Genomic DNA, 15,136 nt, shown 5'->3' with positions numbered 1-15,136 from the left:
GATTCTGGATGAAGAAAGACCGTGAAAACAAGGAAGGCGAAGAGCTGATTCCCGAAGTCGAACCGCGCCGCAATATGCCGCCTGAAAAAGAGATGGATCCGATGCCGGATCGGGATTTGGAATATGAGGAAAATTCGAATGAAAAGTACAGGGACAACACTCAGCAAAAAGAGTAAGCAAGCCAGTACTGGCTTGCTTTTTATATAGCAGAGCGATCGAAAGGGGTCATGATAATGCCGCACCATACATTCAAACATGCGGTTTGGCATGAAGAGGAAAGTGCTGAAGAATACAACTTCCGTAAATTCCTTCCGAAAAATGAAAAAATGCAGAATTGGATTGGTAAATCAAAAAATCCATCCGTTAATATTCTTCATACCCATACGGTTGAGCGGGGCAAAGAGTCTATATGGGGTTCGTTGATTTACAGGCAAAGTGCGAAATCTGAAGATTCCCGTGAAGTCTTCCATTTTTACTTGTCCCGGGATGTCTTTGTAACCAGCGCAATTGACTTTGAAAAAGATGCGTATTTGGAGAAAGAAGAAATTCTACGCCAAATGGAAGAGGCCAATTCTTCGGTAGAAGTGATGATGATCATTCTCGGTGAAATGGTGGCTTCCATCCTACATAAAATCGACAGTTTTGAAGAGCGTCTTCATGATCTTCTGTGGGCGATCAAGGAAAAGAACAATAAGAAGACTTTGGGGAAAATTGAGAATGTCCGTCATGAAATTCTTTTATGGAAGCATTTGATTATGGGCTTTCAGGAAATTGAAATGGCAATTGAAGAGACATTCGGGAAAAATGTCACAGAAGAAGTGGAATACCAAAGGACTGCCGTTCGTATTGGGCGCTGTGTCATGCTCGTCAATTCATACGAAGACGAAGTCAATAATATGGTCGATATTGAAAATGTAGTAGCCAATTATCGAGGAAATGAAATAATGAAAACCTTAACGGTCCTAACGACTTTGTTTACACCAATCATGGCGTGGGGAGCTCTTTGGGGCATGAATTTCGAAAACATGCCAGAACTGAAATGGCAGTTTGGTTATGTCGGCGCTTTGCTGGTAATTTTGGCGTCCACCTTCTTCCTCTACCTCTATTTAAAGCGAAAAGGATGGATGGGGGACATCTTGCAGTCCATCGGCAAAAATGTTTCTGGAAAAGACTAGAAAAAGCAGGAGCCTTATCTAAGGCTCCTGCTTTTGTTATTTCGCTTTGTCGTTTTCGAGTTCCTGTAGGAGTTCGGTGTAACGGTGGAGGTCCTGATCTCCGTACTTTTCGACATAATTGGTGATCATTTCTTGTAAATCTTTCCGCTGTCGCTCTACAGTGACCAGCTTTTCCTTCATCGACTGGCGTCTCCACAGTTCCGCATCCTGGACATCTTCCATTTTTTCGAGCATATCGATTTCAGCAAGCAAACGCAAAGCTTCGTTTTTCTTGGCTTCGTATTTTTTCAAGGCCTTCTCTATCTTTCGGGTATCGTTATCAAAAGCCAACTTGGAGTACATGGACATTTTCTGATTCCCCTTTCTGCTAGAGTGCTGTTATTGTATTGTTTCCCCGATTTTAAGGAATTTATACCTACATTTTAATTCGTTGCAATACAAAAAGAATATTCTAACAATATGTTGACTGAAACTGCAGGCGATTGTATGATGTAAGAGATAAAACAAGGAGGTGGGTAAGATGAATCAAACTGGTAAGCGCATGACGGAGTGTCAGGAATATCTATACATTCTTCATGGCGTTACTTTCACTGGGGTAGCTGGACGGGAGAAGTCTGTCCTTTTTCAGCTAACTGAATGGAGTGGAATTTACCAGTAAGAGACATCTGCCTGCAAACGGATTTTAAGCAAAGGCATGCCTCTTGGCGTGCCTTTTTTGTTGTGCATGCGTCTCTTCATCAGAAAGGAAGAGAACGATGATCATTAGCCAATTTCAACAAATACTGTGCCACTTTGCGACACAGAAATTATTCAACCATATAAAAGGAGAAGTGATGGAAGGCCAACGGATTGGCCTTGTCGGCAGAAACGGGGAAGGTAAATCAACATTATTGAATATATTGGCGGGGACTTTGCAGCCGACAGATGGAAGTGTCACGTGGAAAAAAGGCATCCGGATTGGTTTGCTGGAGCAATCACCCGACGAACCGGATGAATTGACAGTGGAGCAGCTGATGCTGGCTGTTTTTTCAGAGCTGACCACGATGCAAGAGCACTTGGCGAAAATGGAGAAGTTGATGGAGGATGCTTCTCCGGAAGAAATAGACCGTTTATTGGCGCGCTATGGAACGTTGCAGGATGAATTTATTCAGCGCGGCGGATATGAGCTGGACATGAAAATCGATCAAGTCTTGAATGGATTGAAGATCAAACAGCTGAAATATGAACGCTGGGGCCATTTAAGCGGCGGTGAAAAAACCAAAATCGGCTTAGCGAAACTTTTGCTGCAACAACCAGACCTCTTGCTTTTGGATGAGCCGACGAATCATTTAGATTTGGATGCCATTGAATGGTTGGGTGCATTCATCAGCCATTATAAAGGCACGATTGTCCTCGTATCCCATGACCGTTATTTTCTGGATGAAACGGTGACGCATATATGGGAATTGGATCAAGGCGACTTGATCCAATACAGTGGGAATTATTCAAGCTATGTCAAAGAGCGGGAAGCCCGGCTGTTAGTTGAATTTCAGCAGTATCAGGATCAGCAAAAGAAAATTCAAAAGATGAAGGAAACCATCAAGCGTTTGAAAGAATGGGCGAACCGGGCCAATCCGCCGAATGCTGGCATGCACAGACAGGCTAAAAGCATGGAGAAAGCTTTAGCGCGCATTGAAATCCTAGATCGGCCTGTACTGGAGAAAAAACAGATGGCGCTGGACTTCCGTATGGACAAACGAAGCGGAAAAGATGTTGTCTTGTTGGAGGAAGTTTGGAAGGGATTTGGGGAACGGATTTTATTTCATGAAATTTCCATGCATGTGCGTTATGGAGAACGTGCGGCAATTGTTGGTGCTAACGGCAGTGGGAAAACGACCTTGCTTAACATGATTATGGGGAAAGAACCAGTCGATGCCGGGGAGGTCAAGCTGGGCAGCGGTTTGTCTATTGGCTATCTGTCACAGCATACGTTGGAAATGGACAATAACAGAACCATTATCGAAGAGTTTCGCGATGTTGTTGCAGTTTCCGAATACGAAGCGCGTCCCCTACTGGCTAAGTTCCTATTTTTCGGCAATATGGTGTTCCAACCGGTTCGGCAGCTCAGCGGCGGCGAACGGATGCGGCTACGTTTGGCGCAGTTGATGCATCAGCACCACAATCTGCTGATTTTAGATGAACCTACGAATCATTTAGACCTGGAAGCTAAAGAAGTGATGGAAGAAGCCTTAAGTGAATTTCCTGGGACACTCATTGCGGTATCTCATGACCGTTACTTTTTGGATAAAATGTTTCCAGTGACTTACTGGCTGAAAAATAACACACTTGAGCGCTTTGAGGGCAACTATTCAGCTGCCCGTGAAAAAGTCATGGTGCCGACAAAATAATTTTTTGAAGGACGGTCATTCTTTATGTTGCTGTGGCATACTAGGTAAACACGAATTAGTGGAAAACAGAGGATAAGGTGGAACCGCATGCCAGCCATAGGAAAGATTCCGGAAAATATATTTTTGCTGAGTGCCCTGGACGTCATTGGGGAAACGATAATGATTGCGGACAGTTCCTATACCATCAGGTGGATGAATACTGAAGCCTGCCGGTTGATGAGTGAAATTGCTCCTTTATACGGCATGTCAGACTGTGAAGAAATGATCGGCATGAGTATGGATTCTTTCCATACACACCCACAGCATCAGAAACAGGTGATGCAGGAGCTGAAAAGCACCCACAGAACACGCATCACCATTCGAAATCAGGTGATGGCCGATATTGTCATCACACCGATCATGAATTCCGGAAACCAGCCGGAAGGATATGTAGTTATGCTGATGGATGTTACCATGCAGGCTGAAGAACAGAAGCGCAGTGCACAATTGATCAAGGAACTGTCGATTCCCATCTTGAATATTTGGGACAGTACGATTGCCTTGCCGTTGATCGGAGAATTCGACAGAGCCCGGACGAATCAATTGATTGCGACGGTTTTAACGGAATGTGCCGACAAAAAAATTGACTACGTCTTGATTGATTTAAGTGGCATCAAGGAATTTGAACACCAGATTCGGTATCAGATCCAAATGATGACGGATACCTTAAATCTCATTGGAACTAAGTGCATTCTAGTAGGCATCAGCCCGAAGTTGGCCATGTCGATTGTCGAATTGGACCGCAAGACACCGATATTCAGTTCTGCCCATGAAGGTTTGAAACACATCATGTATCTGCAGACAAAATAAAATAAGAGCTTATCCAATTGAAATGGATAAGCTCTTATTTTGTTGAATTAAAATGAAATTATGCCGTGTGGTTGTAAGGTACTTACACTTTTGTTGTTTCTGCTGGATCTATCCAGACTTGTGACCAATTCTGAATCTCATCCATAACCGGCTTTAAGGAAAATCCTTTTTCGGTCAATGCATATTCTATGCGTACAGGTGTTTCCGGATACACGGTTCGTATAACGAGTCCTTGGGCTTCCAGGTTTTTCAATCGTTCCGATAACAGACGGCCACTGATGCCGATTACTTCTGTTAAATGGCTGAAGCGTTGAGGTCCTGACAGCAATTGATAAATAATTAATCCGGTCCAGCGTTGGCTGAGAAGGGAAATAGCGGTCTCGAAACGGGGGCAAATGACTGAAGTATCCATACTTCTCACTCCTTTTCTCTTATAATAGCATAGATACTAGATATTTTAAAGGAATTAAGTTACTTGACATACAATGGTTTTATAAATATAATTGGTTACATAAAGTAACTAAAAGAAAAGAGGAATATAAATGGATTTTCATCAGAAGCCTGTCACTTATGTCGGTGAAGTAGGGTTAAAAGTAATGGATATTGAAAAGATGAAACGTTTCTATAAGGAAGTAATCGGTTTAGATGTTATTTCAGAAGATGGACAGAAAGTCGAGCTGGGAGCGGGCGGAAATATCTTGCTTAAGCTTGAAAAAATGGAAGGCGCAACGCCGAAACAAGGCCGTTATGCAGGCCTTTACCATTTTGCGATTTTATTGCCGACAAGAGAAGATTTGGGGAAAATACTGATTCACCTTCATCAGCAGGGGATTCAGTTAGGGTCTTCAGATCACCTCGTCAGTGAAGCGTTGTATTTGTCAGATCCAGAAGGCAATGGCATTGAAATTTACCGTGATCGTGGACCGGAACAATGGAACTGGAGTAACGATGAAGTTTCTATGACAGTAGATCCAATTGATTCTCAAGGTCTGGTAGAAGAAGCTCAAAAAACACCGGAACCCTGGAAAGGAATGCCGGATGCAACAGTAATGGGCCATATCCATCTGCATGTCTCCAACTTAATCGAAGCCAAAAACTTCTATGTCGACGGGCTTGGTTTTGAAGTAGTGTCTCGACTGGGAGGGCAGGCTTTATTCCTGGCAGATCAGAAATACCATCACCATATCGGCATGAATGTCTGGAATGGCGTGGGCATTCCGGCGTTGCCAGAGAAAGAAGCTGGGTTGCATTACTATACATTGATCATGGAAGAGGAAAAGCGCAGCCAAGTGGTTGATAACCTTCGGACGATGGGAATTGAAGTTGTGGACCACGATGACTATTGGGAAGCCAAAGACCCATCAGGCAATGCTGTCCGTTTGTGTGTTTAATTATAAAGAAAAATCCGACTCGAGCTTCGAGTCGGATTTTGTCATTCCAGGGACGCTCTTTCGCAACTGTTGTCCATCGCCATAAACGCGGTAGTCGTAAAAGCTGCTTGAGCAGGAATTTCTGCAGTTACTTGATTTCTTTCCGGTACTTCCGGAAAGTCGTTTTGTCTCGTTTCAATATATGCGTACATTCTTTCTTGGCTGATCGCTTTTTCCAAAGGGTTGCCATAGAAAGATAAAAGGATTAATCCAAATGCCCCAACAATTAAAGTGATGCCTAAAAGTGAAAGGAATCCCTTCATAGTAAATCCCGCCTTCTCATGTTTACTTACTATACAGAACGAAGCATTCTGCAGAAAAGTTCCCTATTGCTGTATATTACCGTTTGCGGGATACTGAAGGCAATAGAAAAAGTCAGAGAGATCAAGGACAGGAGGACTATCCATGATTAACTTAGAAACAGAAATCTGCCGCTTATTGAATATTGATTATCCCATTATCCAGGCTGGAATGGCCGGAGGGCCAACGACGGTCGAGCTGGTTGTTGAAGTCAGCAATGCAGGCGGCCTTGGAACGTTGGGGGCTGCCTACATGGCGCCGGACGCATTGCGGCAAGCGATAGATGAAATCCAATCGAAAACCCAAAAGCCGTTTGGGGTCAATATTTTTGCCGCGGCGGTCAACGATGATTTCAGCCGTTTGGCAGAGGTGCAAAAGGCGTTAAGCCCTTTTCGTTCGGAGCTGGAGATCAAGGAAATGCAGTCTTCTTATCAATCGCCGGATTGGAGCGAGGAGCAGTTCGCGATCTGTGTGGAAAAAGGAGTGCCGATCATCAGTACAGCTTTCGGCTGTTTGTCTGCTGTTCAGATGGAAATGGCCAAAGAACAGCAAATTAAAATCGTAGTTATGGTTACAACAGTAGAGGAAGCTTTGCAGGCAGAAGTTTCAGGAGCAGATGCTGTCGTAGCACAAGGAAGTGAAGCGGGAGGGCATCGCAGCACTTTTTCACTCGAAAATCATCCAGCAGGCGCGCAAATCGGCACTATGGCATTGGTTCCGCAGATAGTAGATGCGATTAAAATTCCAGTCATTGCCGCAGGAGGCATTACCGATGGCCGGGGCCTGGTCGCTTCGTTGGTTCTCGGGGCACATGCAGTCCAAATCGGTACCCGTTTTGTCGGTTCCAAAGAATCTGGAGCACATGTTGCCTATAAGCAGGCTATATTTAATAGCAATGAGGAAAGCACCGTGGTGACCAACAGTTTTTCCGGACGTCCGGCACGAGGCATTAAAAATCGATTTATTAAAGAATTCGAACAGAGCAAAATTGATCCACTGCCGTTCCCTTCACAAAATACCATCACCAAAGACATTCGGACGGCTGCCGCAAAAGCGCATAATCCTGAATTTATGTCTTTATGGGCAGGGCAATCGACACGCAGTCTGATTGAAGAAATCGGTGCAGCCGAGATCGTAGAAGCAATTATAGAAGAAGCAAAAGCCATCGTAAGTTAATTTTGTCTTTTAAAAAATGATTTAAGTGAAGCTCGAGTTTCCATTTCCCTCATGATATACTGATAAAAGTGATTTTAAGATGAGGAGATTAGACGAATGGAATGGAAGAATATATACCGTGGTATTCTAATGGGAATCAGTGATTTGATTCCGGGAGTAAGCGGAGGAACGATTGCGTTTATTTTAGGGATTTATGATCGCCTATTGGAATCCATCAGTGGCTTTTTCAGCCGTGACTGGAAAAAGTATCTTGGGTTTTTAGTGCCTCTTGGCACAGGAATCGCCATCACCTTGCTTTTGTTCAGCCGTGTCATTGAATACTTGCTCGAGCAGCATTATGAAGCGACACAGTTTTTCTTCATGGGACTGATCATCGGCGTTATTCCTTATATCATGAAACAAGCGGAAGTCAAAAAGAACTTTACTGCACGCCACTTGGTTATTCTGGTAGTGATTGGAGCAGCATTGGCTGTTACTGCTTTTATTCCGACTGAGGAAAATTTAGCGCCAATTACATCCCTGACCTTGCCGGTTTTCTTTTTGCTGTTTTTCTCCGGCTGGTTGGCCAGTATGGCAATGTTGTTGCCGGGCATCAGCGGTTCGTTTATCCTGTTGCTGTTGGGTGTTTACTCGACAGCCATTAATGCACTATCCTCTTTGAACATCCCGATTGCCATGGCGATCGGAGCAGGCGTCATCGTTGGCTTTATCGTCAGCAGTAAGGCGATCCAGTATTTATTGGAACACTTTACTTACGTTACCTACGCAGCCATTATCGGATTGATCCTAGGTTCTCTGTTTGTGGTATTCCCTGGATTCTCGGCAGATTCAACTACGCTTATCACCAGCCTGATTACATTTGCGCTGGGCTTGGTATTCACTTTGCTTTTTAGTTCACCTAAAAAGACCGCCATTACAGAAGAAGTATAAATGGATGATTTGAAAAAGAGCGGCCATCATTTTGATGGCCGCTCTTTAGTATAGATGAAAATGGAGCGTGGAAGTCGCGCACTTAGGTTAGCTTCAGCAATCGGCTGCCTCTGCTTTTCTTGTTGTCCAGCTCGAGCGCCCAGATTCTAGGGTCATAAGCCAATCTGGCTATGCGGCAAAGAACGCCGCTTCGCCAGCCTGTCTTATGCCCGTCAAATCTACACGGGCGCTCTCGCTTTTCTTGCACAAAGGCTTTTTGCTTTATGGATGGTGTGTTTGCGATTAAACTGTAGGATAAGAGGTGATGTGTGTGCGGAAGCTGTTTTGGTTGATGATTCTGTTGCTGGCCGTGTTTTTTGCGCGCCCGATTTGGGAGGAACCGGTGGGTGAATATGTCGATTTAAGTTTCTTGGATTCTGTTGATCGGACAATTGAGAACATCACCGAAGATCCGAAAGTTTCTGAAGCTCTTGATGAAGCCGGAAATTTCACTTCGCGCATCGGCGCCCAATTACAGTCTTTGATTGCTTCCAACTCACTTGAATTGCCGGAAGCTGTAGCGAAGCCTGAACTGGTGGAAACGGATTCTTTGATTGCCATTCACAATGTAACGCTCGGCATGGATAAGGAGGAAGCCCAGGGAAAGGTCGGCCTTCCGCTTCGGTTGATGCAGAATGAGTATGGCACTGACTGGCATAGCTATCACCAAAATTATCAAAACTATGTGCTGCTGTCCTATGACCAAGAAGGCAAAGTGAATGGGATGTTCACCAATCAGGATTTGATTTCTTCGACGGAAGGCATTTCGATGGATTCCACAAAAACGGAAGTCCGTTCTTTGCTTGGTGCCCCACTGAAGAGCCTTCAAAAAGGAAATGTTCAATATATACTCGATACACGTGAAGAATACGATGTTTTTAAAACTGATAATACGTATACTACGGTTTTTTATGATATCCACGAAGGCGATACGGTGACAGCGGTGCAGGTGATCCGTGAAGATTTGGAGAAGGCACGCTCTGAGATATACGCTGAGCCGAATGAAGAGTTAAGGGAAGGTTATGAATTCCTGCTTTTCGAGTTAACCAACTCGGCACGGATTCAGCGTGATTTGCCCCTGTTGCAATGGGATGAACAAACAAAGGTGACGGCCCGAAAACACAGTGAGGACATGGCAGAGAACCAATACTTCAGTCACACCAACCTGAAGGGGCAGTCGCCGTTTGACCGGATGAATGAAGATGGAATTGCATTTTATGTAGCGGGTGAGAATCTGGCATATGGCCAATACAGCAGCATCTTTGCTCATGAAGGACTCATGAATTCCATGGGCCATCGTGAAAATATTGTCAAACCGGAGTTTGGGTATTTAGGCATCGGAACTGCCTTCAATTCAGAGAACCAACCTTATTACACGGCAAATTTCTTTAACCGATAGAAAAACAGGCTGCCAATGGAAATTGGCAGCCTGTTTTTTAGCTTACATACGTACAGTTTTCAGTTTTTCTGCTTTTTTTAATTCAATACAAGCCATGCTAAGACGACAAGCGGGCCGACGATAAAGCAGTAAATGGCAAAATACTTTAATTGCCCTTTTGCCATGATGTTCATAAACCATTTTAATGAAAAATAAGAAGCGACCAGGGATCCAAGGAATGCCATGATGTATGGAACGGCCATAGACCCCAGGTTATCGTCACTGATGATATCTGTGATGCTGAGAACAGCACCTCCCAAGCTAATGGGGATAAACAGCAAGAAAGAGAAGCGCAATGCGGTTTCCTGGTTAATGCCCCGTGCCATCGCCGCCACAATCGTAGCGCCGCTTCGGCTGATGCCGGGGATTAGTGCAACTGCTTGTGCGCCGCCGATGATGATGGCGTCTTTCATTGTCAGGTTGCCATCTTTTCGCTGTCCGCGCATATTGCGGATCCACCAAAGGCCAAGACCGGTTACGATCAATGTCAGACCGACTGTCAAGATGGTCGACAAGTTATCATCGATTGCATCCTGAAACAAGAGGCCGATGACCCCGGCAGGAATGGTTGCGACTACAAGATAGACCACAAACATGAAATCCCGTTTTGTTTCGGCATTTTTTACAGTGAAGTATTTCAATCCGTTGACGACAAGGCGTTTGATGTCATCGCGGTAAATGATCAAAACCGCAATAAGGGATGCACTGTTGACCAGTAAAGCAAAGGTTGAAACGCTTCCTTCAATTTGAACATCCAAAAAGTATTGGGCAATCAACAGATGCCCGCTGGATGAGATGGGAATCGGTTCAGTTAATCCTTGGAAAAGTCCGAGAAGCAAAAATTTGATTGTGAGCCATAATTGATCCATTAAATAAAATCCTCCATTGCTTGTGTACTTATTTTATCTATCAGTGCCGCTTTTTTATCCAATAACTTCAAAACAACATAAAAAATATAATACCATATTTTCGTGGTAAACTGGGTATACTATTGAAAAGAAAGGAAGTGACGTGTTTGACGAACAAGCTTTGGTTTCAAGTGGGAGTAGGAATTATCCTAGCTTTAGTCATTATTCGTTTATTTATTGAAGTACAAGGAATTTTCGATCCTTTATTTATTATTGCAGGGACAATATTTGTTCCGTTGCTGTTAGGAGGTGTCTTATTCTACTTGACGAGACCGGTCCTGAATTTCTTAATGAAGAAGAAATTCCCGAAATGGGCAGGGGTTTTGACCGTCCTTCTAGCGATTGTCTTAGTATTCTACTTGTTCTACATCATGATTGGCCCGATTGTCACCGACCAAATCAATACATTGGTGGACAATGCACCTGAAATAATTGACAGTGTGGAAGAATATGGCCAATACATATTCGATCAGCGTGACCGTCTTCCGGGTTCAATTGAAGAGCAGTTGAATGACATGACTGGCCAAATCGGTGACCGGATCGGGGATGTTGGCGGATGGGTACTTTCCTTCATTGGCAGCTTTATATCCGGTGTGGTTACATTGGTGTTGGTTCCGTTTTTCCTGGTTTACCTTTTGGTTGACCATAAGAAATTCGTTCCATTTGTTTCCGGTTTCTTTTCAGGAGAACGAAAAAAATGGATTCGGAAAACATTGCATGACATCGACGAAACCCTTCAGGCGTATATCCAGGGGCAACTATTCGTCAGTTTCCTTGTGGGGATCATGCTGCTGATCGGTTATTTGATCATTGACCTGGATTACGCTTTATTATTGGCTTTAATTGGTATGGCGACTAACGTTATCCCGTTCTTAGGGCCCTATATTGCGGTAATTCCGGCCATCATCATTGCACTTGTACAAGACCCAATCATGGCGGTCTACGTCGCTATCATCATGCTGGTTGCACAGCAGATTGAAAGTAATTTCATCACCCCTAACGTCATGGGCAAGTCACTCGACGTCCACCCATTGACAGTCATTACCTTGATCTTGGCAGCAGGAAACATCGCTGGATTATGGGGAATCATTTTGGCGGTACCTGTATATGCTGTTATCAAGACGATTGCCAAGAACATCTATGCGAGACGCAGTGAAATTCGTGACACCGCTACACGCGAAATTGAATAAAAGAGAACCTGTGAATTCTATTCACAGGTTTTTTCTTTGGAAAAAACATCCTGCTTGACCTTGAAAGATTTACCCCCTAAACTATAAATATTGGTTGAGGGGGTAAACTACTTTGGATGGACGAATAAAAGAAGCGGTGGATCTTTTTCAAGAAGTGATGATGTATGGAACCGAGCGGGTCATCAAATCGGTCGACCATCCTTTATGGAACGAATATTCACCTGAGCAGATTCAAATGCTGAAGTTGATCAGCAAGGAAAAGCGCGTTACTTCAGCAAGGTTAGCCGTACTGCAAGCCGTACATAAAAGTGCGATTTCCAGCCGTATCAAGAAATTGCTGCAAAAAGAAGTGATCCAAGTTGTCCAGACTGAGGACCGTCGGGAAAAAATGCTGGAGCTCACGGATAAAGGGCAGGCAATTTTGATGGAACTGGAGAAAGTGTTGACGGATTACATTGAGAAATTGATATCCGAAAATATTGCGGACGAAGAAATAGATCAATTTCTAACGATTTTCCGGAAGCTGAAAACAATTATAAAAATGGATGGAGTGTAATACATGAAGAGTGTATTGAAATTTAAATGGCCGATTGCAATCGGTTTGATTGTGTTGACGGTCGTCTTATTCCTGCTGGCGCCCAATTTAACGGAGCAGGCGGAACAAGCCGGGTCATTCCAGTTATCGGATGAAGCGTCTTCGCAAATTGCTTCAAGAATTTTGACGGATGCGGATGCTGCAGATCAAACCATCTCGCTTGTCATGCCTTTGGAAAGTGAACTAACAGATTCGATGCGGGAAACGCTCGAGCAGATGGTTGCGGACATAGAAGCATTGGGAGATCCTGTAACCAGTGTATTGAATCCCGTAGAAAGCGAAGAATTGGAAGAGCAACTGATTTCGGAGGACCGCCAAACGGTATTGATGCCGGTTACGGTTGACGGTACGGACGAAGAAGTGAATGCCGTGGCTGACACAATCAGGGAAACGATTATTCCTGAAGACATGACAGCCTATCTGACTGGAGAAGCCATCATCAACAACGACGTCAACATCAGTGCTCAGGAAGGGTTAAAGCGTACGGAAATCATAACAGTCGTTTTGATTTTCGGGTTATTGCTGGCAGTGTTCCGCTCAATCGTAACGCCGTTCATTCCACTTGTGGCAGTCGGGATTTCGTATTTATTGAGCCAATCAATCGTAGCGTTTTTCATCGATTGGTTCGGATTCCCAGTGTCAAACTATACACAGATATTCTTGGTGGCGATTCTGTTCGGAATAGGAACAGACTATTGTATCCTGTTGTTGAGCCGTTATAAAGAAGAATTATCGGCTGGACATGGTGTCGAGCAATCGATCATCAATACGTATAAGACTGCGGGACGGACTTTGCTGATCAGTGGTGTAGCCGTGTTTATCGGATTCTTTGCCATCGGCTTTGCTGAATTCCCGATTTTCAAATCAGCAGTGGCTGTAGCAGTCGGTATCTTTGTCTTATTGCTGGTCCTTTACACGATTGTGCCGTTCTTCATGTCTCTTTTGAAAGAAAAATTATTCTGGCCTTCGAAGAAAACAGCGTCCCACAGCGACAGCAAATTGTGGATCAACATGAGCAAGCTGTCGATCAATCGTCCATTATTGTCGATGCTGGTAGTGGCAGTGATTACTGTGCCGTTGTTGTTTACGTATGACAATGACTTATCTTTTAATACGGTAGATGAAATCGGTTCGGAATACGAATCGGTGAAAGGCCTTCGCGCAATTGAAGAAGGTTTTGGAAAAGGAGATTCTCTGCCGGTTCAAGTAATCGTCAAATCAGATGATGCCTTGACGGATCGGTCGACTGTCCCTTATTTCGAAATGTTAAGTAAAGAAATTGAAAAAATTGATGGCGTTGAAACGGTTCGATCGATTACACGTCCGACAGGCGACGTAATTGATGAATTGTACGTGGATGATCAACTTGGCCTTATGGCAGATGGCTTGGGCGAGGCACGTGATGGACTAGGCGAAGTGCAAGCGGGGCTTACAGAAGTCCAGACCAACCTAAGTGCTATTGCTGATCAAGCAGGCAATGCAGGGGGATTGAATGAAGCCGCTGCAGGGCTTGGCCAGATCAACCAACAAATAGGCCAAGTTTCACAAGGCTTGCAAGTAACTGGCAACATCCCTCAAACGGTTGGTGCATTAACACAAATCAGCGGCGGGTTGTCGGAAATTCAACAAGGCCTGGCTGGAGCAGCTGGCCAAACAGCAGAGCTTAGTGCCGGCTTAACTCAGCTGGCAGAAGGCGTAGGCGCATCGAACGACGGCCTTGCTGAAATACAAAACGGCTTAACAGAAGTTGTTGAAATGATGCAGGAAATGAGCGACAGTGAAGCTGTGCGTGACACCGGTTTATTCATTCCGGAAGGAACGCTGGAAAGCGAGGACTTTGAACAAGTTCTCGATCGTTATTCATTTGCGGACGGCACCGGAATGATGATGGAAGTGATTTTATCAGAGGATCCTTATTCTCATGAAGCGATCGGCATCACTTCTGAAATCAAAGAAACGGTTGAACGCACTGCAGCAGGAACGCCGCTTGAAGAAGCGGAAATTGCCTTCAGTGGAATTTCCAGCATCAACAGTGACTTAGAAGAAGTATCCTCCAATGACTTTACCAATACGGTGGTCATCATGCTGATCAGCTTGTTCGTTGTCCTGGCAATTCTTTTCCGTTCATTGATTATGCCATTGTATATGATCGGATCGCTTTTGCTGACGTATTATACTTCGATTTCCATTGCGGAATTGATCTTTGTAAATGGTCTTGGTTATGATGGCATCAGCTGGGCAGTGCCGTTCTTCGGCTTTGTTATGCTGGTGGCGTTGGGAGTCGATTATTCGATCTTCCTGCTTGACCGGTTCCGCGAAGAATCATTTAACGGAATCACAGTCCGCGATGCGATGCGTACATCGATGGCGAAGATGGGAACTGTCATCATTACGGCAGCGATTATTCTGGCGGGTACATTCGGTGCCATGATGCCATCTGGCGTCTTAAGCCTGGTGCAGATTGCAACGATCGTCATCACCGGATTGCTGCTGTACGGACTGATTGTGCTGCCGCTATTGATACCGGCGATTTCAGTATCCTTTGACCGGGGCGTCTGGTGGCCGTTCGGCAAGAAAAAATAACAGGACTATAGTTGATAAGAGCTGCGTTCGCGCAGCTTTTTTCTATGGATGTGGGATGGCGCAGGTCGTGGTATACTAAATGGTAATTGAAAATGCGAAACGGGTGTAACCATATATTTCTGCGAGTTTCAGTATA

General features: G+C 44.4%; 16 protein-coding genes. 12 read left to right on the top strand and 4 right to left on the bottom strand.

The genetic code is table 11. The features are described from left to right. Positions 1 to 8 precede the first annotated feature (8 nt). Together IRE19_RS11750 and IRE19_RS11745 are read left to right on the top strand one after the other, a co-directional pair. Positions 9 to 176 carry a hypothetical protein gene (locus IRE19_RS11750; RefSeq protein WP_203340516.1) on the top strand — a complete coding sequence of 56 codons (168 nt, stop codon included), beginning with the start codon at positions 9 to 11 and terminating at the stop codon, positions 174 to 176. A 57-nt stretch (positions 177 to 233) separates the two neighbouring features. Next, positions 234 to 1,175 (top strand): magnesium transporter CorA family protein, encoded by a 942-nt coding sequence (locus IRE19_RS11745; protein WP_203340515.1) that lies wholly within the window; start codon positions 234 to 236, stop codon positions 1,173 to 1,175. Between the two features lie 36 nt (positions 1,176 to 1,211). Here the strand turns inward: IRE19_RS11745 and IRE19_RS11740 are convergent, their stop codons facing one another. Beyond that, complete coding sequence (locus IRE19_RS11740) at positions 1,212 to 1,523, bottom strand: hypothetical protein (protein WP_203340514.1); 312 nt, start codon at positions 1,521 to 1,523, stop codon at positions 1,212 to 1,214. A 172-nt stretch (positions 1,524 to 1,695) separates the two neighbouring features. Between IRE19_RS11740 and IRE19_RS11735 the strand changes: the two genes are divergently transcribed. From IRE19_RS11735 to IRE19_RS11725, 3 genes are all read left to right on the top strand, one after another. Then, positions 1,696 to 1,833 (top strand): hypothetical protein, encoded by a 138-nt coding sequence (locus IRE19_RS11735; protein WP_191715439.1) that lies wholly within the window; start codon positions 1,696 to 1,698, stop codon positions 1,831 to 1,833. Positions 1,834 to 1,930: 97 nt separating this feature from the next. Further along, entirely contained in the window at positions 1,931 to 3,562 is a 1,632-nt protein-coding gene (gene abc-f / locus IRE19_RS11730; RefSeq protein ID WP_203340513.1) for a ribosomal protection-like ABC-F family protein, read from the top strand. Positions 3,563 to 3,649: 87 nt separating this feature from the next. Further along, complete coding sequence (locus tag IRE19_RS11725; protein ID WP_203340512.1) at positions 3,650 to 4,411, top strand: STAS domain-containing protein; 762 nt, start codon at positions 3,650 to 3,652, stop codon at positions 4,409 to 4,411. Positions 4,412 to 4,493: 82 nt separating this feature from the next. On the opposite strand, the gene IRE19_RS11720 is transcribed toward IRE19_RS11725, so the two are convergent. Continuing rightward, positions 4,494 to 4,823, bottom strand: coding sequence for a winged helix-turn-helix transcriptional regulator (locus IRE19_RS11720; protein WP_203340511.1), 330 nt, complete (start codon positions 4,821 to 4,823; stop codon positions 4,494 to 4,496). Between the two features lie 130 nt (positions 4,824 to 4,953). Between IRE19_RS11720 and IRE19_RS11715 the strand changes: the two genes are divergently transcribed. Further along, on the top strand, positions 4,954 to 5,802 hold the full coding sequence (locus IRE19_RS11715; RefSeq protein WP_203340510.1) for a VOC family protein: 849 nt from the start codon (positions 4,954 to 4,956) through the stop codon (positions 5,800 to 5,802). Between the two features lie 41 nt (positions 5,803 to 5,843). On the opposite strand, the gene IRE19_RS11710 is transcribed toward IRE19_RS11715, so the two are convergent. Then, on the bottom strand, positions 5,844 to 6,104 hold the full coding sequence (locus IRE19_RS11710) for a hypothetical protein (protein ID WP_191715443.1): 261 nt from the start codon (positions 6,102 to 6,104) through the stop codon (positions 5,844 to 5,846). A gap of 142 nt (positions 6,105 to 6,246) precedes the next feature. Here IRE19_RS11710 and IRE19_RS11705 point away from each other — a divergent pair, with 142 nt between their 5' ends. The 3 genes from IRE19_RS11705 to IRE19_RS11695 all read left to right on the top strand — a co-directional run bounded on the left by IRE19_RS11705 (position 6,247) and on the right by IRE19_RS11695 (position 9,685). Then, positions 6,247 to 7,317, top strand: coding sequence for an NAD(P)H-dependent flavin oxidoreductase (locus IRE19_RS11705; RefSeq protein WP_203340509.1), 1,071 nt, complete (start codon positions 6,247 to 6,249; stop codon positions 7,315 to 7,317). 96 nt (positions 7,318 to 7,413) lie between these two features. After that, positions 7,414 to 8,247: a DUF368 domain-containing protein gene (locus tag IRE19_RS11700; protein WP_191715445.1), complete on the top strand. Its 834-nt coding sequence runs from the start codon at positions 7,414 to 7,416 to the stop codon at positions 8,245 to 8,247. Between the two features lie 310 nt (positions 8,248 to 8,557). Continuing rightward, a complete protein-coding gene (locus IRE19_RS11695) occupies positions 8,558 to 9,685 on the top strand; it encodes a CAP domain-containing protein (protein ID WP_191715446.1) in 1,128 nt (375 codons plus the stop codon). A gap of 77 nt (positions 9,686 to 9,762) precedes the next feature. Here the strand turns inward: IRE19_RS11695 and IRE19_RS11690 are convergent, their stop codons facing one another. Further along, the gene (locus IRE19_RS11690; RefSeq protein WP_203340508.1) at positions 9,763 to 10,593 is read right to left on the bottom strand and encodes an undecaprenyl-diphosphate phosphatase; all 831 of its coding nucleotides are present in this window, start codon (positions 10,591 to 10,593) and stop codon (positions 9,763 to 9,765) included. 146 nt (positions 10,594 to 10,739) lie between these two features. Between IRE19_RS11690 and IRE19_RS11685 the strand changes: the two genes are divergently transcribed. The 3 genes from IRE19_RS11685 (at position 10,740) to IRE19_RS11675 (ending at position 15,000) form a co-directional block, all read left to right on the top strand. Beyond that, on the top strand, positions 10,740 to 11,822 hold the full coding sequence (locus IRE19_RS11685) for an AI-2E family transporter (RefSeq protein ID WP_203340507.1): 1,083 nt from the start codon (positions 10,740 to 10,742) through the stop codon (positions 11,820 to 11,822). A gap of 112 nt (positions 11,823 to 11,934) precedes the next feature. Further along, positions 11,935 to 12,378, top strand: coding sequence for a MarR family winged helix-turn-helix transcriptional regulator (locus tag IRE19_RS11680; protein ID WP_191715449.1), 444 nt, complete (start codon positions 11,935 to 11,937; stop codon positions 12,376 to 12,378). A gap of 3 nt (positions 12,379 to 12,381) precedes the next feature. Continuing rightward, positions 12,382 to 15,000 (top strand): MMPL family transporter, encoded by a 2,619-nt coding sequence (locus IRE19_RS11675; RefSeq protein ID WP_203340506.1) that lies wholly within the window; start codon positions 12,382 to 12,384, stop codon positions 14,998 to 15,000. Positions 15,001 to 15,136 lie beyond the last annotated feature (136 nt).

The sequence above is a fragment of the Planococcus beijingensis genome (genome assembly GCF_016820615.1).
GTDB lineage: Bacteria > Bacillota > Bacilli > Bacillales_A > Planococcaceae > Planococcus > Planococcus notacanthi.
This window is presented reverse-complemented; position numbering and strand designations above follow the sequence as displayed.

Bases quoted from the DNA above. Each gene is read 5' to 3' on its own strand.
- abc-f (WP_203340513.1), top strand. From the start codon at position 1,931: ATGATCATTAGCCAATTTCAACAAATACTGTGCCACTTTGCGACACAG.
- IRE19_RS11715 (WP_203340510.1), top strand. From the start codon at position 4,954: ATGGATTTTCATCAGAAGCCTGTCACTTATGTCGGTGAAGTAGGGTTA.
- IRE19_RS11700 (WP_191715445.1), top strand. From the start codon at position 7,414: ATGGAATGGAAGAATATATACCGTGGTATTCTAATGGGAATCAGTGAT.
- IRE19_RS11735 (WP_191715439.1), top strand. From the start codon at position 1,696: ATGAATCAAACTGGTAAGCGCATGACGGAGTGTCAGGAATATCTATAC.
- IRE19_RS11690 (WP_203340508.1), bottom strand. From the start codon at position 10,593: ATGGATCAATTATGGCTCACAATCAAATTTTTGCTTCTCGGACTTTTC.
- IRE19_RS11745 (WP_203340515.1), top strand. From the start codon at position 234: ATGCCGCACCATACATTCAAACATGCGGTTTGGCATGAAGAGGAAAGT.
- IRE19_RS11710 (WP_191715443.1), bottom strand. From the start codon at position 6,104: ATGAAGGGATTCCTTTCACTTTTAGGCATCACTTTAATTGTTGGGGCA.
- IRE19_RS11740 (WP_203340514.1), bottom strand. From the start codon at position 1,523: ATGTCCATGTACTCCAAGTTGGCTTTTGATAACGATACCCGAAAGATA.
- IRE19_RS11725 (WP_203340512.1), top strand. From the start codon at position 3,650: ATGCCAGCCATAGGAAAGATTCCGGAAAATATATTTTTGCTGAGTGCC.
- IRE19_RS11675 (WP_203340506.1), top strand. From the start codon at position 12,382: ATGAAGAGTGTATTGAAATTTAAATGGCCGATTGCAATCGGTTTGATT.
- IRE19_RS11750 (WP_203340516.1), top strand. From the start codon at position 9: ATGAAGAAAGACCGTGAAAACAAGGAAGGCGAAGAGCTGATTCCCGAA.
- IRE19_RS11705 (WP_203340509.1), top strand. From the start codon at position 6,247: ATGATTAACTTAGAAACAGAAATCTGCCGCTTATTGAATATTGATTAT.
- IRE19_RS11720 (WP_203340511.1), bottom strand. From the start codon at position 4,823: ATGGATACTTCAGTCATTTGCCCCCGTTTCGAGACCGCTATTTCCCTT.